Here is a 20770-nt window from a genome sequence, read left to right on the forward strand (position 1 = left end):
TGCGCACCGAGGCCCCGCTGCCGCGTGGCGCCTCGTTGCTGACTTCCAGCTCCCGCTCCAGGTGGAAGCCGTCCGGGCAGACCTTCTGGGTGAAGGTGATGCCACCCGACGCGTCGATGCACTTGAGCACGCTGGCGGCCTGGAGAGGCCCCGCCAGCAGCAGGCCGAGAGACAACAACCAACGGGCGTACATGGAATCGCTCCTGCGAAAAGGTCCGGAAAAGACGCCAGTCTCGACGCCCCGCTCACGCAACGCAATGGGCATAACCTCGACTGCCGCACAGGGATCTCATGCACCTCCGGAAACCCGCGGCCAACCGATGCACCTCCGCCTCACCGTTGCGCGCGCAAGCCGGTGAAACCCTCATGACGAGCGGGCAGGGCGCTTCCTAGACATGTCGGCAAAAGCCAAAGAGACGAGCCTAAGCTAATTCCAATTAAGTATTTATATTAAGTTTTTTAGATCGTTTAGCTTTCTCCCACCGGACCACCGGATTGTTGTCGATCGCTTTCTTTTCCGTGGTCCGGTTGCGCCCGCCGCCGGCACGTTCGTCCGGCGAGGAGCCTGTTCCATGATCCCATTCGCGTTCCCCCGCCGCCTGCTGGCGGCCCTGTCCCTCGGCGCCCTGGCGTTCGCCGCCCAGGCCGCGGACATCACCATCGGCTACCAGACCGGCATCGATCCCACCAAGGTTCCCCAGGCCGATGGCACCTATGAAAAAGTCATCGGCCAGCCTCTCGACTGGCGCCGTTTCAACAGCGGCCCGGAGGTGCTGACGGCAATCGCCTCGGGCGACGTGCAGATCGGCAACATCGGCTCCAGCCCCTTGGCCGCGGCCGCCTCCCGCGGCCTGCCGATCGTCGCCTTCATCGTCTCCGCGCAGATCCATTCCGCCGAGGCGCTGGTGGTACGCGACGGCAGCCATATCGACAAACCCGCGGACCTGGTCGGCAAGACCCTGGCCACGCCGTTCGTGTCGACCTCCCACTACAGCCTGCTCGGCGCCCTCAAGCACTGGGGCATCGCGCCCACCCAGGTGAAGGTGGTCAACCTCAACCCCGCGGAAATCGCCGCGGCCTGGAAACGCGGCGACATCGACGGCGCCTTCGTCTGGTCGCCGGCGCTGGGCGAGATCCAGAAAAGCGGCAAGGTACTGACCGACGCCGCCGAAGTCGGCCGCTGGGGCGCGCCGACCTTCGAGGTCTGGGTGGCGCGCAAGGATTTCGCCGAGAAACATCCCGACGTGGTCGAGCGTTTCGCCCAGGTCAGCCTGCGAGCCTTCGCCGACTACAACGCCCACAAGACCGCCTGGGGCGCCGACTCCCAGCAGGCGGCGAAGATCGCCCGGCTGACCGGTTCGGCGGTCGCCGACGTGCCGGAGCTGCTGGCCGGCTCGGCGTTTCCCGAGGCGGCCGAACAGGCCGCGCTGCTCGACGGCGAGACCGCCAAGGCGATCGCCGAGACGGCGCGTTTCCTCAAGGAGCAGGGCAAGGTCGATGCGGTGAAAGCCGATTACTCGCCCTACGTCAGCAGCCGCTTCATCCCCCACTGAGCGCAGGAAGCCCCGACCATGGCCGTTCTTCGATTGCAGCGCGTGAGCGCGGGCTATGCCGGCAACCCGCGGCCGGTGCTCGCCGACATTTCCTTCGACCTCGGGCCGCAGGAGTTGCTGGTGGCCCTGGGGCCGTCGGGGAGCGGCAAGACCACCCTGCTCAACCTGATTGCCGGGTTCGTCGCCCCCCAGGAAGGGCGCATCAGTCTCGATGGCGAGCCCGTCGACGGGCCGTCCGCCGAGCGCGGCGTGGTGTTCCAGGACGACGCCCTGCTGCCTTGGCAAGACGTGCTCGGCAACGTCGCCTTCGGCCTGCGCCTGGCCGGCGTGCCGCGGGCGGCGCGCGAGGACCGGGCGCGGGAACTGCTGGCCCTGGTGGACCTCGCCGACTTCGCCGAGCGCCAGGTCTGGCAACTCTCCGGCGGGCAGAAGCAGCGCGTCGGCATCGCCCGCGCGCTGGCCGCCGACCCGCGCCTGTTGTTGCTCGACGAGCCCTTCGGCGCGCTGGACGCCTTCACCCGCGAGCAGATGCAGGAGCTGCTCCTGCAAATCTGGCGGCGCACCGCCAAACCGGTGTTCCTGATCACCCACGACATCGAGGAAGCGGTGTTCCTCGCCACCGACCTGGTGCTGCTGGCACCCGATCCGGGGCGCATCGTCGAGCGCCTGTCCCTGGATTTCGGCCGGCGTTACGCGGCCGGCGAAAGCGCCCGGGCGATCAAATCCGACCCCCTCTTCATCGAAGCCCGCGAGCACGTGCTGGCGCGGGTCTTCGCCGAACGCCATCAACGGAGGCAGGCATGAGTGGCAGCGACGCGATCTTGACCCAGGACGACGGCGCCGCCGCATCCGTCCCGCCGCGCGCGCGACGCCCGGCCAGCCTTGGCCTGCTCGGCGGGCTGACCCTCGGCAGCCTGCTGCTGGCCTGGTGGGCGGTCACCGCCCTGGAACTGATCGAACCGCTGTTCCTGCCCTCGCCCGGCGCGGTGCTCGCCAAGTTCTGGCAATTGAGCCGCGAGGGCTACGTCGACGCGACCCTCTGGCAGCACCTCGGCGCCAGTCTCGGCCGGGTCGGCCTGGGTCTGGCCGCCGCGCTGCTGACGGCGATCCCGGTGGGCCTGGCGATCGGCCGCAACCGCATCGCCCAGGGCGTGCTCGACCCGCTGATCGAGTTCTACCGGCCGATCCCGCCGCTGGCCTATCTGCCGCTGATCGTCATCTGGTGCGGCATCGGCGAGTTGTCCAAGGTGCTGCTGATCTACCTGGCGATCTTCGCGCCCATCGCCATCGCCACCGCCAACGGCGTGCGCAACGTCGATCCGACCCGGGTGCGCGCGGCGCAGGCGCTCGGGGCGCGCCGCTGGCAACTGATTCGCCATGTGATCCTGCCCAGCGCCCTGCCGGACATTCTCACCGGCATCCGCATCGGCCTGGGCGTCGGCTGGTCGACCCTGGTGGCCGCCGAACTGGTGGCCGCCACCCGCGGCCTGGGCTTCATGGTGCAGTCCGCCGCGCAGTTCCTGGTCACCGACGTGGTGGTGCTGGGCATCCTGATCATCGCCCTGGTGGCCTTCGCCATGGAACTCGGCCTGCGCGCGCTGCAACGCCGGCTGGTGCCCTGGCACGGCCAGGCCCACTGAACCCCTTCCAAGCAGAGCCGCGTCCAGCGGCCATCGGCGCCTTGCTCGACGCCCACGCACCCGGAGCCCATCCCATGAGTCTGCACATCACCCCGCTGAACCCCGCCATCGGCGCCGTCGTCGAGGGCCTCGACCTGACCCGTCCGCTGGAAGACCGCCCGTACCGGGCCATCGAGCGGGCGCTGCTCGATCACCAAGTCCTGTTCTTCCGCGACCAGCCCGTCACCCCGGCCCAGCAGGCGAGCTTCGCCCAGCGCTTCGGCGACCTGCACATCCATCCGATCTTTCCCCAGGTCGAGGGCCAGCCGGAAATCCTGGTGCTCGACACGGCGGTCACCGACGTGCGCGACAACGCCATCTGGCACACCGACGTGACCTTCCTGGAAACCCCGGCATTGGGCGCCGTGCTCAGTGCGCGGCAGGTCCCGGACTATGGCGGCGACACCCTCTGGGCCAGCAGCAGCGCGGCCTTCGACGCGCTGTCGGAACCGCTGCAGTGCTTCCTCGAAGGTCTCACCGCCACCCACGACCTGACCCGCTCCTTTCCCCTGGAACGTTTCGGCAACACCCCCGAGGCCCTGGCCCGCTACGAGCAGGCCCGCCGCGACAACCCGCCGCGCTCGCACCCGGTGGTGCGCACCCATCCGGTCAGCGGGCGCAAGGGCCTGTTCGTCAACGAGGGCTTCACCACCCGCATCGACCAGTTGCAGCCGGCGGAGAGCGACGCCCTGCTCGGCTACCTGTTCAGCCACGCCAGCCGGCCGGAGTTCACCGTGCGCTGGCGCTGGAAGGCCAACGACCTGGCGTTCTGGGACAACCGCATCACCCAGCACTACGCGGTGGACGATTACCGGCCACAGCGGCGGGTGATGCACCGCGCCACCATCCTCGGCGACCGCCCGCGCTGAGCGCGCGTCCCGACCGTCGCGTCCGATCGCCGCATGACGGACGCGGAACCCCAGACAGGTCGTCGTTTTCGTCCATATCGCGGAAGATCAGGTCGCGTTCGTGGATAGCCACCGCCCCCGCGTCGGCCTATGCTCGCCGGGTCGAAACTCGCGGACCCAGGCCCTAGGCGCCGGATCCCCGCCGCAACCGATCACGCCGACTCCCATCGCCCCTGCCCCGAAAGGATGGCCGCAGCCGCCGAGCTGTGGGCGTTTCACTGCAAGGAGAGCTCCATGCTGCAAGCTGTTCCCGCCGAACGAAACCTGGCCGAACTCACCCTGCGCGGGTTGATCCTCGGCGCGCTGATCACCGTGGTGTTCACCGCATCCAACGTTTACCTGGGGCTCAAGGTCGGCCTGACCTTCGCCTCCTCGATCCCCGCCGCCGTGATCTCCATGGCGGTGCTGCGCTACTTCTCCGGTTCCAACATCCTCGAAAACAACATGGTGCAGACCCAGGCCTCGGCCGCCGGCACCCTGTCGTCGATCATCTTCATCCTGCCGGGCCTGCTGCTGATCGGTTACTGGGCCGGTTTCCCGTTCTGGCAGACCGCCGCGATCTGCGCCATCGGCGGCATCCTCGGGGTGCTCTACACCATTCCGCTGCGCCGGGTGATGGTGGTGCAGAGCGCCCTGCCCTACCCCGAAGGCGTGGCCGCGGCGGAAATCCTCCGCGTCGGCAGCGGCGACGACGGCGCGCCGGCCACCGCGGATACGGGTCCGGGCATGCGCGACATCCTCGCCGGCGGCCTGGTGGCCGCGGCGTTCAGCCTGCTCAGCAGCGGTTTCCGGGTCCTCGGCGAAAGCATCAGCCTGTGGGCCAACGCCGGCCAGGCGGCCTTTCGCTTCAGCACCGGCTTCTCCCTGGCCCTGGTGGGCGCCGGCTACATGATGGGCATCACCGCCGGGGTCGCGATCCTGGTCGGGGTGCTGATCTGCTGGGGCGTCGCGGTGCCGCTGCTGACGGTCAACAGCGTGCTGCAGGAAGGCCAGAGCCTGAGCGCGCTGGCCAGTTCGCTGTGGGGCTCGCAAGTGCGCTTCCTCGGCGCCGGGACCATCGGCGTGGCCGCGCTCTGGACCCTCGCCACCCTGTTCAAACCCATGGTGGAAGGCGTCTGGACCTCGCTGCGCGCGGTACGCGACGGCAATCCGGTGAGCGAACTGCGCACCGAGCGCGACCTGCCGGCGAAAGCGATCCTCGGCATCGCCGGCGTCCTGCTGCTGGCGCTGTTCGGCGTATTCGCCCAGTTCCTCCACAGCGCCGCGCCGGATCTGTCCGGCTTCGCCTTCTGGGGCCTGGTGGGCGGCTGCGTGGTGTTCGCTTTCATCTTCGGTTTCCTGATCGCCGCCGCCTGCGGCTACATGGCCGGCCTGGTGGGCTCGTCGAGTAGCCCGATCTCCGGCATCGGCATCATCGCGGTGATCCTCGTCTCCCTCTTGATCCTCGCCATGGGCAGCGTGGAGGGCGAGTTCCTGCAACGCGCCGAAGGCAAGCTGGCCATCGCCCTGGCGCTGTTCACCACCGCGGTGGTGCTGGCCATCGCGGCCATCTCCAACGACAACCTGCAGGACCTGAAGACCGGCTACCTGGTGGGCGCGACCCCCTGGCGGCAGCAGGTGGCGCTGATCGTCGGCTGCCTGGTGGGCGCCCTGGTGATCCCGCCGGTGCTCGACCTGCTGTACAACGCCTACGGCTTCGTCGGCGCCCTGCCGCGCGCCGGCATGGACCCGCAACAGGCCCTGGCCGCACCCCAGGCGACGCTGATGACCGCCATCGCCAGCGGGATTTTCCGCGACGCGCTGAACTGGAACATGATCCTCATCGGCGTCGTGCTGGGCATCGCGCTGATCCTGGTGGACGTGATGCTGCGTCGCACCGGCAAGGCCAGCCTGCCGGTGATCGCGGTGGGCCTGGGCATCTACCTGCCGCCCACCATAGGCATGACCCTGGTGATCGGCGCGCTGCTGTCCTGGCTGCTGGAGAACCGCCTGAAACGCCGTGCCGCCGCGGCGAGTGTCGAGCTGGACGCCTATGCCGAGGTGCCGCGCCGGCGTGGCGTGCTGCTGGCCTCCGGGTTGATCGTCGGCGAGAGCCTGATGGGCATCCTGCTCGCCGCGCTGATCGGCACCACCGGCAAGGATGCGCCCCTGGCCCTGGTGGGCAGCGACTTCTCGGCTACCGCCGAATGGCTGGGGCTCCTGGTCTTCGGGCTGGTCTGCCTGGCGTTCCACTTCTACGTGCGCGACCGCCGCGCCTGAGACTCGCCGGGGCCTTCGCGAGAAGCGCCCCGGCGACGGGGCGGGCCTGACCGGGTCAGGGGCCGCCCGCCCCCGGGCGGTCTTCCCCGCGCAGCCAGTGGCCGAAGGCGCGCCCTTCGAAGGCCGCGCGCCCACGCCGAATCCATTCCCCTCGCGCGTGGGCCGGGGCCGCTACAGGCCGTCCAGGGCCTGCCGGAATTCCGCCAGAATGTCCTCGGCATCCTCGATGCCCACCGAGACCCGGATGGTGCCGTCGTGGATATCCAGTTGGCTCAGGGTGTCCGCCGACAGGGCGCGATGGGAGGTCTTGCCCGGATGGGTGATGCTGCTGGCGACGCCGGCCAGGGACGGCGCGAAGGCGGTGTGCCGCAGGGCGCGGATCAGCCCGTCCACCTGTTTCAGGCCGCCGTGCAGGGTGAACGCGAGCATGCCCGAGCAGCCCTTGGGGAACAGCCGGCGGGCCAGGGCGTGGTCCGGGTGCGAGGGCAGGCCCGGGTAATGCACCTTGGCCACCCGCGGATGCGCCTCCAGCGCCTCGGCCAACGCCTGGGCGTTGGCCGAATGGGCGCGCATGCGCAGCCCCAGGGTCTTGGCGCCGCGGAAGGTCAGCCAGGCCTCGAAGGGGCTGGCGCTGCCGCCGGCATTGATCTGGAAGCGCCGGGCCTCGGCGATCCACTGGGCATCGCCCACCAGGATGCCGCCAGTAGCATCGCTGTGGCCGTTGAGGTACTTGGTGGTGCTGTGCAGCACCAGATCGGCGCCGTCCGCCAGCGGCTGGTAGAGCGCGGGCGACAGAAAGGTGTTGTCCACCAACAGTTTCACGCCGTGACGATGGGCCAGGTCGGCCAGCGCCGGGACATCGCTGACCCGCACCAGCGGGTTCGACGCGGTCTCGGTGTAGATCAGCCGGGTTCGCGGGGTGATCGCCGCCGCCACCGCGGCGAGATCGCCGATGTCCACCAGGGTCGCCTCGATGCCGAAGCGGCTCAGTTCCTTCTCGATCAGGCTCTGGGTCGTGCCGTACAGCTCGCGGCTCGCCACCAGGTGATCGCCCGCGCTCAGGCGCCCGAGCAGCGCCGCGCTCACCGAGGCCATCCCCGATGCCGAGAACAGCGCCGCTTCGCCGCCCTCGAGGTCGCGGATCAAGGCTTCCAATGCCGCCTGGTTGGGGTTGCCCAGGCGGGTATACATGTAATTGTCCGGATTGCCCGCCAGGAAATCGTCGACCTGCTCCAGGGAGTCGTAGACGAACACCGAGGTTTCGTAGATCGGCAGGCTCTTGGCCCGGGTGACCATGTGTCGGTCGACATCGTTGCCGCTGTGCACGGCACGGGTGGAAACACCGGGTTTGGAATCGGGCATTGGGGTACTCCAGGAAGGCCGTTTCGCCGGGAGGCGCCACTGTAGCAAAGGCAGGGCGCGAGGCCCGACGGACGCATGGGCAAAAAAACGCCGGCTCGGTGTGGCCGAGCCGGCGCAAGCAGAGGCGAGGAAGGTAACGGCTCCCTCACCGCCGTGGGCTTCTAGCGTTGTACGAAAAGTGCCTGCGCTCGGAGATGCCGTGTTGGAAACAGGCTCAGGATGCTCATTTACAGCCAGTAAACCGCGCGTCTTCGCCTGTTTTGCCTTGCCTGACCTTGGCTCGGTGACTTTTCGTACGAACCCTGGGGGCGATCAGAACGCCGGGACCACCGCGCCTTGGTATTTCTCCTCGATGAATTTCTTCACCTCGGGGCTGGTGAGGGCGGCGGCCAGCTTCTGGATGGCCTCGCTGTCCTTGTTGTCCGGGCGGGCGACCAGGTAGTTCACGTAGGGCGAATTACGGTCTTCCAGCACCAGGGCATCGCGGGTCGGGTTCAGCTTGGCTTCCAGGGCATAGTTGGTGTTGATCAGGTCCAGGTCGACCTGGTCCAGCACCCGCGGCAGCAGGGCCGATTCCAGCTCCTTGAACTTCAGGTGTTTCGGGTTCTCGGCGATGTCCTTCGGCGTGGCCAGGGCGTTATCCGGGTCCTTCAGCTTCAGCAGCCCGGCTTTCTGCAACAGGAGCAGCGCGCGGCCGCTGTTGCTGCCTTCGTTGGGAATGGCGACGGTGGCGCCGTCCGGCAATTCGTCGAGGGATTTGTACTTCTTCGAATAGCCGCCGAAGGGTTCGATGTGCACGCCCTTGACGATCACCAGGTGGGTGCCTTTGCCGGTATTGAAGTTGTCCAGGTAGGGCTTGGTCTGGAAGTAGTTGGCGTCGAGGTTCTTCTGGTCCACTTGCAGGTTGGGCTGCACGTAGTCGGTGAATACCTTGATCTCCAGGTCGACCCCTTCCTTGGCCAGTTCCGGCTTGATCAGCTCGAGGATCTCGGCATGGGGCACCGGGGTGGCGGCCACGGTGAGCTTCTCTCCGGCATGGGCAAGGGTGGCGCTCAGCGCGGCGGCCAGTGCGGTCAACAGCAACGTCTTTTTCATGAGGTTTCCTTATGGGCAACTGCCCGGGCCAAAACAACCAAAGAGGTACCAGTTGAGCTAACCGGTTGAGCGCGATAGTAGGGAAACCTTTTATTCCAATAAAATATTTTATTATTAGATTGTTATTCAAATATCGAATAAAAAGTAGCAATTACGCTCCTCTGCACCCTGACCGAGCGCGTCGACTTCGGCACGCCGCGGATCGAGGGGTTCGCCTGCCGCTGATACGCGTGGCTTTCGTCGCGCGGCCCTTGCCGGTGTGTGGCGAGGGCTCTAGAGTGCCGCCCACGCGCCCCGGCGCGTCGCCACAAGAAGCCGTCCGCTGCGTCGCGACGGCCCTCTCTCCAGCTTGATGCCCTCCGCCCGCGATGCCCTCCCTAGGGAGCCCGGCATCGTCGTTCCATTCCCGCTCACCGGAATTGCCGCGCATGCCTCAGCGTTCTTTGCTTTCCCTGCCGCTCCTGGCCCTGGCCCTCGGGGGCTTCGTGGTCGGCAGCAGCGAATTCATCATCATGGGCCTGCTGCCGGAAGTGGCCGCGGACCTGGGCGTCAGCCTGGCCGATGCCGGGCTGCTGGTCAGCGCCTACGCCCTCGGCGTGGTGATCGGCGCGCCGCTGCTGGGCCCGCTGCTCGGGCGCCTGCCGCGACGGCGGGCCCTGCTCGGCTTGATGGCCGTGTATGCCCTGGGGAACCTCGGCTGCGCGCTGGCGCCCAGCTATCACTGGCTGCTGGCGGCGCGGCTGTTCACCGCGATCAGCCACGCGGGCTTTTTCGGCTGCGCCACCCTGATGGCCTCGGAGCTGGCGCCGCCGCACCGGCGCGCCACGGCGATGGCCCTGGTGCTCAGCGGCCTGACCATCGCCAACGTGCTGGGCGTGCCGCTGGGCGCCTGGCTCGGTCAGGCCACCAGTTGGCGGATGACCTTCTTCGCCGTGACGGCCTTCGGGTTGCTGGCCCTCGCCGCGCAGTTCCTCTGGCTGCCGGCGACACCCGCCCAGCCCCGTTCGCAGGTCAGTGCCTGGGGCGGCATCCTGCGCCGCCCGGTGCTGCACGCGCTGCTGGTGTGCTGCCTGTCCTCGGTGGCCCTGTTCAGCGTCTTCACCTACATCAGCCCGCTGCTGCGCGGCGTCGGCGGTTTCAGCGCGGAACAGAACAACGGCGCCCTGCTGATCTTCGGCATCGGCCTGACCCTGGGCAATCTGCTCGGCGGACGCCTGGCCGACCGCGGTGTCCGGCTGGCCGTGCCGCTGGCGCTGGGCTGCGGTGGCCTGACGCTGCTGGGGCTGTTCGGGATGATACAGATGGCGCTGCCGACTCTCGCCCTGCTGCTGATCTGGGGCATCGCCAGCTTCGCCATCTCCACGCCGATGCAACTGCTGCTGGTGGAGCAGGCCGGCGAATCGGCGAGTCTGGCCGCGACCCTCAGCCACGCTGCGTTCAACCTCGGCAACGCCACCGGCGCCTGGTGCGGCGGGCTCTGGCTGGGCTCCCGGTTCGGCCTGCCGAGCCTGCCGCTGCTGGGCGTCGGCCTGCTGCTGCTGACCCTGCTGGTGGCCCTGCCGCTGCCGCGCCTGCGCGCCACCCGCGAACGCCTGGGCCTGGGCGCGCCGCACTGAGGCATTCACCCCCCGCGCACGGCGAGTCGGGAAAAGGCGATGCCGGCCTCGGCCAGCCGCGGAAGCCCGGGCGAATCCGGTCCGGCCCCCGGCTTCGCCGAACGACGTCCCCGGATCGCCTTCATGGGTCCCGGCAGCGGTCCCGAACCATGGGGATCAGGCGTTGAGTACGCCCGTTAGGCCGAGGCCGTGAATGCCATCAGCCGGCGAGCACCTCGTCGAACAGTTGCCGCAGATGGTCGCGCTGGCCGCGATCCGCGGCCAGGCGGCGGAGCTGGTCGGCCAACTGCGTATAGCTGGCGAAGGTCGGCAGGTTAAGGTGCTGCGGGAGGATCTCCTCGCCCTCGCTGACCAACAGGGCGAAGTGGATGCTGTTCTCCAGCTCGCGGGTATTGCCCGGCCAGGCGTAGGCCTCCAGCGCCGCCTGGGCGGCGACGCTGATCAGCGGCAGGGGCAGGTCGAGGCGCTGGGTATAGACGCCGAGGAAATACTCGGCCAACGGCAGGATGTCCGCCGGCCGCTCGCGCAACGGCGGCAGCTCCAGACGGCCTTCGTCCAGGTAGGCGTACAAGCGCTCGTCGAACTTGCCGGCGCGCACCGCCTGGGCCAGGTCGATGCTGGTGGCGGCGACCAGGCGCACGTCCACCGGGGTCGGCTGGGGCGCGCCGACCCGCACCACCTCGCGGCTTTCCAGTGCCGCCAGCAGCTTGGCCTGCAGCGGCAGGGGCAAGTCGCCGATCTCGTCCAAGTAAAGCGTGCCGCCGTTGGCCGAACCGAACCAGCCGGCGCGGCTGCTGGCGGAACCGTGATGGGCGCTGGCGGCGTAGCCGAACAGCTCGGCCTCGGCGTGGGCCTTGCTGATGGCGCTGCAACTCACCGCGACGAACAGCCCCGGCCGCTCGCTGCTGCGATGGATGTGCCGCGCCAGCAACTCCTTGCCGGTGCCGGTCTCGCCCTGGATCAGGATCGGCGCGCCATTGGGCGCCAGGTGTTCCACTTCCTCGCGCAGGCGCCGCGACCGGGTGTCGACGAAGACCAGGGCACGGGCGCGGATGCTCAGCGGGCTGCGATCGGAGTCGGCGAAGGTCAGCAACGGCTGCTGGTGGGGATCGATGGGCGGCATGGCGATTCTCACAAAAAGGTACGGACGAGGCGAAAGGGCCGTCAGGGCGGCTCGCGCTCGAAGTCGACCCGGGCGGGCCGGGTCACGAAAGCGATGCGGAACGGTCAGGCCCGGCGGCGGGCCTGCTGTTCGCTGCGGTTCTGCAGGCGGTAAAGGTAGGCGAAACCCTGTTCCCAGCGGTGGTGCCCGGACTTCACGTTGATGTGCCCGGCTCCGCTGAGGATCGCGGTGTCCGCGCCCCACTGGCGGGCCAGCTCGAGCGCGCGCGCGGCGCTGGCGGCATGGTCGTTGTCGGAGCCGACCAGTTGGCAGGGGAAGGGCAAGGTCTCGCCCGGGATCGGCGCGAAGCCGCGCAGGGCTTCCGGGCAGCCGGGGCGCTCGACGTCCGCCGGTGCCACCAGGAGGGCGGCGCGCACCCGCCGCAGGGAGGCGGGCGAGGCCTGGGCCGCCCAGCGGGCGACGGTGACGCAGCCGAGGCTGTGGGCGATGAGGATCACCGGGCCGGTTCCGGATACGACATGGCGCTCCAGTTCGCGGACCCAGGCCTGCGGATCGGGGTTCTCCCAATCCGCCTGTTCCACCCGGGTGGCGTTCGGCAGGCTGCGCTGCCAGTGGCTTTGCCAGTGGGTATCGGACGAGCCCTGCCAGCCCGGCAGAATCAAGTAGCGGATGGCTTGGCTGCCCATGGCGACCTCTCCGTTGGATGAGCACTGGAGAGAAGTCTAAGCGGGGTTTATATATCTGTTAAGGAATAAGAAATTATTTGTTTATTCCACATATTCTTATTTGCTTTGGTTTTAACCGGCCGCCAAGACGAGCGGCTCCGTTCAAAATCCAAGGTCGCCGATGAAGAACACCAGACTCAGCAGGGCGAACAACGGCATCAGGATGGCCCCGGACCAGAGCATGTAGCCGAAGAAGCTCGGCATCGGCACGCCCCGCTGTTCGGCGATGGCCTTGACCATGAAGTTCGGCGCGTTGCCGATGTAGGTCACCGCGCCCATGAACACCGAGCCCATGGAAATCGCCAGCAGGGTCTGCGGCAGGCGCTCCATCAGCACCTGGGCGTCGCCGGCGGCGAGGTTGAAGAACACCAGGTAGGTCGGCGCGTTGTCGAGGACGCTGGACAACAGACCGGACATCCAGAAATACAGGTTATTCACCGGCGCGCCGTCGGCCCCGGTGACCCAGCCCACCAGGGCGGCCAGATGACCCTCGTGGCCGGCGCGCAGGATGGCGATGGCCGGGGCGATGGTGATGAAGATCCCGGCGAACAACTTGCCCACCTCGAGGATCGGGTCCCAGGCGAACTCGTTGCCGGCCCGCACCTGCTTCGGCGTCAGCGCCAGGGACAGCAAGGCCAGCGCCAGCAGCAGCAGGTCGCGCAGCAGGTTTTGCAACTGGACCTGGGTGCCCAGCACGTCGAAACCGATCTGCGGTTTCCACAGGCCGGACATCAACACCGCGCCGATCACCCCACCGAGCAGCAGGAAATTGCCCTTGCCATACAGCCGCAGCGGCGAATCCGGGGAAGGATCGCGGAGCGTCCACTCGTCCTCGCGACGGTAGAAATAGCCGTCGACGACATAGAACAGCGCCAACAGCGCCAGGGCGAGCAGCGCCACCGGCAAGGCCATGTGTTCGAGGGTCCAGAGGAAATCCACGCCCTTGAGGAAACCGAGGAACAGCGGCGGGTCGCCGAGGGGCGTCAGCCCGCCGCCGACGTTGGCCACCAGGAAGATGAAGAACACCACCACGTGTACCCGGTGCTTGCGGTTGTCGTTGGCGCGCAGCAGCGGGCGGATCAGCAGCATCGCCGCGCCGGTGGTGCCCATCACCGAGGCCAGCAGGGTGCCGATGGCCAGCAGGCCGGTGTTGAGCTTCGCCGACCCGTGCAGGTTGCCCCATACCAGGATGCCGCCGGAAATGGTGTAGAGGGCGAACAGCAGGACGATGAAGGGGATGTATTCGCCCACCAGGGCGTGGACCACCAGGGCCGCGCTGGCCTGGCCCCCGAAAACGGCGGCGAACGGGACCAGGAACGCCAGTGTCCAGAGGCCGACGATCTTGCCGAAGTGGTGGTGCCAGAGGCTCGGTGCGAACAGCGGGAACAGCGCGATCGACAGCAGGATGCCGGCGAACGGCAGCGCCCAGCCGAGGCTCAGGGTCGCGCCGTCGACGTCCGCGGCGCAGGCGAGGCCGGGCAATAGCGCGAGGATCGGCAGCAGGCAAGGGCGAAGGGCGTTCATCGGTTCTCCTCATCGGACGGCCGAGGCCGCGGCGGCCGGATCCGGCCCAGGCGAAAAAGGGCACGATTTAACCAGACTCGGCCCCGCGACGACAGGAGGCATGGCCCGGACGGCGTCCGGCAAAGGTTTCCGCGCGTGTCGCGCGGCGCCGGCGGATCGATGGCGGCCACCGGGCGCCCCTTGGCCGCGGGAATCTGGCACACTGGCCGCCGTTCGTATTCCTCCTATTCGCAGGGAGAGGCGCCATGCCGAAGCTGATAGGGCTGTATCGCGGTTCGGAGCTCGAGATCGTGCGCATCCGCGCCGGCGACTCGGACGCCTTCCCCAAGCACACCCACGACGAATACGTGATCAGCGCCAACCTGTCCGGGTGCGAGTCGGTCTGGCTGGATGGCCGGCAATTCGAGGTGCGTCCCGGCGAGGTGACCGCCTACAACCCGCATGCCTTGCAGGCGTCCTCCTACACCTGCGCGCGGGCGCCGGTGGAATTCATCTCCCTCTACCTGAGCGAGGCCCTGGTGCGCGGCGTGGCCGAGGAGGAAGGCCTGCTGCACGGCGCCCACGCGCTCGAAATGCAACAGCCGCTGCAACGCGACGCACGCCTCTGCCAATTGATCGTCGAAATGGAACAACTCGGCAGGCAGGGCCACGACGACGCCCTCCACGCGCTGCTGCACGAACTCGTCGGCCGCCTGCTGGGCGGTTCCCGCCACGAGGCGGCGGCCTTGCCGACACTGCCCGGCGGACGCGGCTTGCTGCTCACCGATTACCTGCGCGAACACCTGAGCCGCCCGGTCTCCCTCGACGAGCTGGCCAGCGTCGGCGGCATCAGCAAGTTCCACCTGCTGCGCGCCTTCCGCGCGCAGACCGGCCTCACCCCGGGCAAGTACCACATGCAGTTGCGCCTGCTGGAAGCCAAGCGCCGCCTGCGCGCCGGCCAGGACATCCAGGACGTGGTGTTCGACCTCGGTTTCTACGACCAGAGCCACTTCAGCAACGCCTTCCGCAAATGCGTCGGCGCCAGCCCCAAGCGCTTCGCCCGGCCCACCTGGCCCGCCGTGGGCCTCGGCGGCTGAGCCGGCTCAGACCGGCGGCGGCGCGACGATCAGGCTCTGGTAACCGGAGGTGATCACCTGCCAGGAGAACCAGGCGAACAGCAGCGCCGAGGCGGCATAGCTGTATTGCAGCAGACGGTCGCCGATCAGCGTGCCGCCCCGGTTCGCCAGCAGGCAGAGGGCGACGGTCCAAACCAGCCCGGCGCTGAAGAAGCCGGTGAGGAACAGCGCGGTGACCTGCCAGTTGCCGGCGCCGGACTTGGCGATCAGCGCGCCGCCCACCACGGCGAACCAGATGATCGCCGAGGGCGAGGACAACGCCAGCAACAGGCCGCGGAAGAACTGCCGGTGATGATCGCGGCTCTCGGCCGGCGCCTCGGCCAGTTCGAGGCGGGCGGCGGTCCGCGCGGCCTGGAACATCCGCCAGGTGAACCAGAGCATCACCAGGCTGCCGCCGAGCCACATCACCCAGCGCACCGGTTCGAATTGCAGCAGCAGGAGCATGCCGCCCAGGGCCAGCAATGCGTAGATCAGGTCGCCCACGCAGGAACCGAAACCCAGCCAGAAGCCGTTCCAGAAACCGCGCTGCAGGGCCAGGGTGATCATCGCGATATTGACGATGCCGATGTCCATGCACAGCGACAGGGACAGCAGGAAGCCGTTGGACGCCGGGTTCATGGCAGCATCCCCGCCTGGCTGGCGCAGTGGAAGATCGGCTGCACGTAGTCGAGGGTGTGGCTGGAGTGGCCGAGCAACTGCATCAACTCGTCCAGCGCCTCTTCGTTGCGGTGCGGTGCGTACCGCTCGATGAACGCCAGGGTCGCCGGCAGGTCGTTGGCCAGCACACTGTCGCTCAGGGCATCCACCAAGGCGGCGATGCCGGCCATCAGCCGCTCGCTGCTGGTGCTGATCTTGCGGGTCGGGCGGTCGATGTCCGCGTAGCCGTTCTGGATCAGGAACTGCAGCTCGATGAAGGCGGCGCCCGCATCGGGAAAGGAACAGGGGTCGCGCCGCAGGTAACGCAGCATTTCCAGGACGAACACCATGCTCAGCATGCCGCTGCGGATACCCAGGCGCTCGCGCCAGGCGGCGGTGTTGCAGAGCAGCAGGCCGAAGCTGTCGGCCAAGGCTTCCTGCAATTGCATCGAGCCCCAGCGATCCACCTTGTTCAGCTCGCGGAAGTCGGTCTGCTCGCGGAGGATCGAATGCCCCAGGTCGTGCCCGCGGAACCAGGCGACCAGGTAGGTGGGGATTTCCGCCATGCACAGCTCGGCGTCGTGCAGGTAGAGGTGGTTGGTCGATTCTTCCTGGGTGATCAGGTTGAACAGCGCCTGGTAGGTGTTGATGAACACCAGCGACCGCTTGTTCGGCGAATACTTGGCGCCCTCGTCCTCGGGCAGGAAATAGGCGAAGTGTTTCGGGTAGAGATTGGCCTCGCCGGCCGCGGCGATCAATTTGGCCCATTGCAGCGGATAGCAGCGGCGCAACTCCAGGGGCTGGCGGAACAGCGCCTGGACCTGCTCGAACGCCGCCGGCAGCACCGCGTCGACGCTGTCGCTGATGCGCTGGGAGGCCCGGTCCGGCACGGCGAACAGGGCCGAGCTGTAATAACTGGAGGACTTCCCCAGCCAGGTGCACAGGCGCCCGCAGACCACGATCAGCTCCTGCTCCTGCGCCAGCATGATTTCCTGGGACAGCGCCTTGTGGTCGCTGCCGCGGAGGATCTCGGCGCGCAGGCGCAGGTTCTTCACCGACGCCGGGTCTTGGAGGGAATCGGCGATGCGCTCCAGGGCGGTGGCGGCGCGCTTGCGCAAGGCGTCCAGCTCGTTGACCAGGGCGAACGGCAGGGATTCGAGGTCGCGCATGGCGTCGACGATCTTCAACAGAAGGGGGATCAGCGCCAGCGTCTGCTGGGACAGGCCGGACTCCTTCACTTCGAGTCTCAGGCTACTGATGTAATGCCGATGGCTGCTGGGCCAAAAGATCGATGCTTCGTTCTGCATGAGGATTCCCGCCTGAAGATGAGGGCCCAGTGTGGGCAAACGGCGGGAGACCGAACTTGTAAAAAATTGCTCAATGGGCATCCGCGCGCCTGCTTGTCCGCATGGCGCAAAGGCCGATGCCAGAGCGGTCGCTCACTCGCCGGCGTAGAGCCAGCCGGAGGCCCGCAGGCGCCCCTCCTCGAAGGCGAACAACAGGCGGTCGTGACGCCCGCGCCACTGGTAGGCCCAGAGTTCGCCGGCCGGCGTCCCCTGCCAGTCGGTGGCGCGCACCAGCTCGGCGTATTCCGCCGAGTCCGCTGTCCAGGCCTGGTCCGGCGCCCCGAGCAACGCGCGCACCCGACCGGCGTCGAGGCCGCCCTGGCGGATCCGCGCCAGCAGGTCCTGCATCAACCGGTGCTTGCGACCCTGCCAGGCGTCCAGCTCGGCGTTCCAGGCGCCGCCGTCGAAATACCCGCGCGCCTGGCGCAGGCTGGCGAATGCCCGGGCATCCGCCGCCAGGTCGGCGGACTCCGCCGCCTCGCCCGGCAGGGCAGTCACCAACAACGCGCCCATCAGCAGGGCGCGCAGCAGGACCAGGAACGAATGAGCGGGCACGGTAACCTCGCATCTCGAAGGCGAAGACCCCGGCGGGACCTCTCGCGTCGCAGATGACCTTAGCAGGGCGCCCGAAAAATGCCCGCGGGCTCTGCGCCGGCCCTCGCGGGAAAAGCCGGGATTCCCGCGCGCCCGGCGCATTTGACAGGCTTTCGGCGCGCTTCTACGTTCAACCCGACTCGCGCCGCGCTCCCCCGCGACGTCCGCACACGGCAGTCGGCGTCCGGGAGAAGGGAAACCGTGCGGCGGAGCCATCGTCCCCTCCTCTCAACCCCTGGGCCCGCGGGCCCGCCTCCTGGTGGTCGATCCCCGTGCGGGATCGTCGGGAAGATGACTTTCGAAGGATCCGAACGTGAAACGTACCCCGTCCCTCCTACCGGTGGCTGCCCTGGCCGTGTCCCTGCTCAGCCCCGGCCTGCACGCGCAGGACGATTCCCAGGAAAACGTCCTGCTGCTGGAACAGGAAAAAGCCGACATCGGCATCTACAAGACCCATTTCCCCACGCTCGAGCTGGCGCGCAAGGCGGCCATCAGCTTCCACGCGCAATTGCTGGAGTCCCATTATCCGGAGGGCTACCTGGTGATGGAGCTGAGCCCGGAGGACATGGAAAAACTCAGGACCTTCGGCTTCACCTTCGAGCGCGACAACGCCTTCATCGAGAAGCGCAACAAGGCCCTCAGCGCCGCCCAGGACCGCGCCCTCGGTGGCCAGAAGCCGAAGGCCTCGCGCCTGGTGGAGAACGTCGCGGTCGCCGGCATCCCGGGCTACAGCTGCTACCCCACCGTGGAAGAGACCTTCGCCATCGCCCAGAGCCTGGCCACCCAAAAGCCCAACCTGGCCGAATGGATCGACGTGGGCGACTCGTGGCAGAAGACCCAGGGGCTGGGCGGCTACGACATGCGCGTGCTGAAGCTGACCAACAAGGCCATCGGCGGCAACAAGCCCAAACTCTTCGTCAACAGCGCCATCCACGCCCGCGAGTACGCCACCGCGCCGCTGACCCTGGACTTCGCCCGCTGGCTGGTGGACGGCTACGGCACCGATGCCGACGCCACCTGGATCCTCGACCACCACGAGGTCCACCTGATGCTGCAGACCAACCCGGATGGCCGCAAGAAAGCCGAAACCGGGCTGTCCTGGCGCAAGAACACCAACCAGGCGTACTGCGGCGCCAACAGCAACAGCCGGGGCGCGGACCTGAACCGCAACTTCACCTTCGGCTGGAACGTCACCAACGGCCAGGGCTCCAGCGGCAATACCTGCAACGAGACCTACCGCGGCCGCAGCGCCGGCTCCGAGCCGGAAGTGCAGGCGGTGGAACGGTACGCGCGGAGCCTCTGGCCGGATCGCCGCGGGCCCAATCGCGGCGACGCCGCGCCGACCGACACCAGTGGCATCCACCTGGACATCCACAGCTACAGCCAACTGGTGCTCTGGCCCTGGGGCGATACCAGCCAGCCGGCGCCCAACGCCGCCGCGCTGCAGACCCTCGGACGCAAGTTCGCCTTCTTCAACGGCTACACCCCGCAGCAATCGGTCGGTCTCTATCCCACCGACGGCACCAGCGACGGCGTCAGCTATGGCGAACTGGGCGTGGCGGCCTACACCATCGAGCTGGGCACCCAGTTCTTCCAGAGCTGCTCCAGCTACGACAGCGCGGTGAAGCAGGGCAACCTGCCGGCGCTGATCTACGCGGCGAAGGTGGTGCGCACGCCCTACGTCACCCCCGGCGGGCCGGACATCACCAGCCTGGGCCTGGCCGGCAGGGCCGCCACCACCGGGGTCGCGCCGGGCACCGCGGTCACCCTCAAGGCCAATGCCACGGACAGCCGCTACAACAACAGCAACGGCACCGAGGCCACCCAGAACATCGCCGCCGCCGAGTACTACATCGACAAGGCGCCCTGGGAATCCGGCGCCACGCCTATCGCCCTGCTGGCCAGCGACGGCAGCTTCAACGCCAAGACCGAAAGCCTGACCGGCACCCTCGCCACCGCCGGCCTGGCCAACGGCAAGCACCTGGTCTACGTGCGCAGCCGCGACGCCAAGGGCACCTGGGGCGCGGTCAGCGCGACCTTCCTGGTGATCGACAGCGCCGCGGGCAGCCGCCCGAGCAGCCTCTGAGTACCCGGCTACCGGCGGCTTCGGCCGCCGGCAGCCGGTCCGCTTCGAAAACCCTAAAAACGCCGTCGCGCCCGCCTGCCGCGCCGTTCAGGCCGGTGCGGGAGCGCCCACGCGTCGGGTCAGGGAACAGGCGTCGCCGCAGCGGGCGACTCAGGCATCGACCACTTGGTTCTTGCCCTGTCGCTTGGCCGTGTACATGCCGGCGTCGGCGCGGCTGTAGAGGGCATCCAGGTCCTTGTCGCCCGGCCGCATGCCGGTCAGGCCCTGGCTGATGGTCACGCTGAATTGCTTGCCCTCGACGCTGAAGGCCTGGCGCTGCACCTCCCGTTGCAGGCGCTCGGCGATCTGCCGGGCCTGTTGCGCGTCGCAACCGGGCAGCACCGCCGCGAATTCCTCGCCGCCGATACGCCCGAACTGGTCGGCGCGGCGCAGCGCGGAGGCGCCGCACTGGGCGATGCGTTGCAACACCTGGTCGCCGACCTGGTGGCCGAAGGTGTCGTTGATCTTCTTGAAGTCATCCACGTCCAGCAGCAGGAACGCCAGCGGCGTGCCGTTCTGCCGGGCGAGGTCGAACTCGCGCTCGGCGCATTCGAAGAAATGCCGGCGGTTGCTGCTCTGGGTCAGCACGTCGACGGTCGCCAAGCGGTGCAGCTCGCCTTCCAGGCGCTTCTTCTCGGTGATGTCCTCGGCGATGCCGACCACGATCAGCGGGCGGTCGGCCTCGCCGTACTGGCTGACGAAGCACTTGTCGCTGAGCCAGCGGATCTGCCCGTCGGCGCGAATGATGCGGTACTCGCGGGTTTCCATCGCGCCCTTGGCGAACACATCGGCGAGGCTCTGGGCGGCGTACTCCATGTCGTCCGGGTAGATGCTGTTGCGCCACTCGTTGTAATCGGCCAGCAGCAGGGCGGCGGAGCGGCCGAACACCTGCTCGTAGGCCGGGCTGACGTAGATGATCTGCTGGCTGTCCCAGTCGAAGGCCCAAAGCACCGCGTTGACGCTGCCCAGCAGCGTGCTGATCAGCTGTTCGCGCTCGCGCAGGCGCTCCACTTCGCCGCGGCTGTGCAGCAGCGCGAGGGTCAGTTGCTCCAGCTCGCTCGGCGCCTGATCGGATTCCATCGAAAAACAACTCTGCGGGGGATGAAGCCA

18 protein-coding genes are annotated in these 20770 nt (G+C 68.1%); 8 read left to right on the forward strand and 10 right to left on the reverse strand.

Features of this window, described 5'->3' with window-relative positions; genetic code table 11:
• The coding region (locus OGL92_RS17180; protein ID WP_263145827.1) for a DUF4124 domain-containing protein at positions 1-193 on the reverse strand (193 nt) is incomplete at its 3' end.
• 379 nt (positions 194-572) lie between these two features.
• Here OGL92_RS17180 and tauA point away from each other — a divergent pair.
• The 5 genes from tauA (at position 573) to OGL92_RS17205 (ending at position 6399) form a co-directional block, all read left to right on the forward strand.
• Complete coding sequence (gene tauA, locus OGL92_RS17185) at positions 573-1553, forward strand: taurine ABC transporter substrate-binding protein (protein ID WP_263145830.1); 981 nt, start codon at positions 573-575, stop codon at positions 1551-1553.
• Between the two features lie 18 nt (positions 1554-1571).
• Positions 1572-2357, forward strand: coding sequence for a taurine ABC transporter ATP-binding subunit (tauB, locus tag OGL92_RS17190; protein WP_263145832.1), 786 nt, complete (start codon positions 1572-1574; stop codon positions 2355-2357).
• A complete protein-coding gene (gene tauC, locus OGL92_RS17195) occupies positions 2354-3193 on the forward strand; it encodes a taurine ABC transporter permease TauC (protein WP_263145834.1) in 840 nt (279 codons plus the stop codon). The genes tauB and tauC overlap by 4 nt, the downstream gene beginning before the upstream one ends.
• Before the next feature lie 74 nt (positions 3194-3267).
• Positions 3268-4101, forward strand: coding sequence for a taurine dioxygenase (gene tauD / locus OGL92_RS17200; protein WP_263145837.1), 834 nt, complete (start codon positions 3268-3270; stop codon positions 4099-4101).
• A 273-nt stretch (positions 4102-4374) separates the two neighbouring features.
• A complete protein-coding gene (locus OGL92_RS17205; protein ID WP_263145838.1) occupies positions 4375-6399 on the forward strand; it encodes an oligopeptide transporter, OPT family in 2025 nt (674 codons plus the stop codon).
• Positions 6400-6570: 171 nt separating this feature from the next.
• Here OGL92_RS17205 and OGL92_RS17210 read toward each other — a convergent pair whose 3' ends face one another.
• Both OGL92_RS17210 and OGL92_RS17215 read right to left on the reverse strand, forming a co-directional pair.
• A complete protein-coding gene (locus tag OGL92_RS17210) occupies positions 6571-7761 on the reverse strand; it encodes a PLP-dependent aspartate aminotransferase family protein (protein ID WP_263145841.1) in 1191 nt (396 codons plus the stop codon).
• Between the two features lie 312 nt (positions 7762-8073).
• Complete coding sequence (locus OGL92_RS17215) at positions 8074-8856, reverse strand: MetQ/NlpA family ABC transporter substrate-binding protein (RefSeq protein WP_263145844.1); 783 nt, start codon at positions 8854-8856, stop codon at positions 8074-8076.
• A 428-nt stretch (positions 8857-9284) separates the two neighbouring features.
• Here OGL92_RS17215 and OGL92_RS17220 point away from each other — a divergent pair, with 428 nt between their 5' ends.
• Positions 9285-10472 (forward strand): MFS transporter, encoded by a 1188-nt coding sequence (locus OGL92_RS17220; RefSeq protein WP_263145847.1) that lies wholly within the window; start codon positions 9285-9287, stop codon positions 10470-10472.
• Positions 10473-10671: 199 nt separating this feature from the next.
• Here the strand turns inward: OGL92_RS17220 and OGL92_RS17225 are convergent, their stop codons facing one another.
• From OGL92_RS17225 to OGL92_RS17235, 3 genes are all read right to left on the reverse strand, one after another.
• Complete coding sequence (locus tag OGL92_RS17225; RefSeq protein WP_263145851.1) at positions 10672-11595, reverse strand: sigma-54-dependent transcriptional regulator; 924 nt, start codon at positions 11593-11595, stop codon at positions 10672-10674.
• 104 nt (positions 11596-11699) lie between these two features.
• Entirely contained in the window at positions 11700-12281 is a 582-nt protein-coding gene (locus tag OGL92_RS17230) for an alpha/beta hydrolase (RefSeq protein ID WP_263145853.1), read from the reverse strand.
• Positions 12282-12422: 141 nt separating this feature from the next.
• Positions 12423-13844 carry a sodium:proton antiporter gene (locus tag OGL92_RS17235; RefSeq protein WP_263145857.1) on the reverse strand — a complete coding sequence of 474 codons (1422 nt, stop codon included), beginning with the start codon at positions 13842-13844 and terminating at the stop codon, positions 12423-12425.
• A 245-nt stretch (positions 13845-14089) separates the two neighbouring features.
• Between OGL92_RS17235 and OGL92_RS17240 the strand changes: the two genes are divergently transcribed.
• Positions 14090-14920: an AraC family transcriptional regulator gene (locus OGL92_RS17240; RefSeq protein WP_263145859.1), complete on the forward strand. Its 831-nt coding sequence runs from the start codon at positions 14090-14092 to the stop codon at positions 14918-14920.
• Between the two features lie 6 nt (positions 14921-14926).
• On the opposite strand, the gene OGL92_RS17245 is transcribed toward OGL92_RS17240, so the two are convergent.
• From OGL92_RS17245 to OGL92_RS17255, 3 genes are all read right to left on the reverse strand, one after another.
• Entirely contained in the window at positions 14927-15577 is a 651-nt protein-coding gene (locus OGL92_RS17245; protein ID WP_263145861.1) for a LysE family translocator, read from the reverse strand.
• The gene (locus OGL92_RS17250; protein ID WP_263145864.1) at positions 15574-16902 is read right to left on the reverse strand and encodes a hypothetical protein; all 1329 of its coding nucleotides are present in this window, start codon (positions 16900-16902) and stop codon (positions 15574-15576) included. Before OGL92_RS17250 ends, OGL92_RS17245 begins: the two co-directional genes overlap by 4 nt.
• 132 nt (positions 16903-17034) lie before the next feature.
• Positions 17035-17496 (reverse strand): hypothetical protein, encoded by a 462-nt coding sequence (locus tag OGL92_RS17255; protein ID WP_263145866.1) that lies wholly within the window; start codon positions 17494-17496, stop codon positions 17035-17037.
• A gap of 352 nt (positions 17497-17848) precedes the next feature.
• Between OGL92_RS17255 and OGL92_RS17260 the strand changes: the two genes are divergently transcribed.
• Positions 17849-19621, forward strand: coding sequence for a M14 family metallopeptidase (locus OGL92_RS17260; RefSeq protein WP_263145868.1), 1773 nt, complete (start codon positions 17849-17851; stop codon positions 19619-19621).
• 150 nt (positions 19622-19771) lie between these two features.
• On the opposite strand, the gene OGL92_RS17265 is transcribed toward OGL92_RS17260, so the two are convergent.
• Positions 19772-20740, reverse strand: a complete 969-nt coding sequence (locus OGL92_RS17265) for a sensor domain-containing diguanylate cyclase (RefSeq protein ID WP_263145872.1) — start codon at positions 20738-20740, stop codon at positions 19772-19774.
• Positions 20741-20770 lie beyond the last annotated feature (30 nt).

The organism is Pseudomonas sp. RIT-PI-AD, assembly GCF_025642785.1.
In the GTDB taxonomy this organism is placed as follows: domain Bacteria; phylum Pseudomonadota; class Gammaproteobacteria; order Pseudomonadales; family Pseudomonadaceae; genus Pseudomonas_T.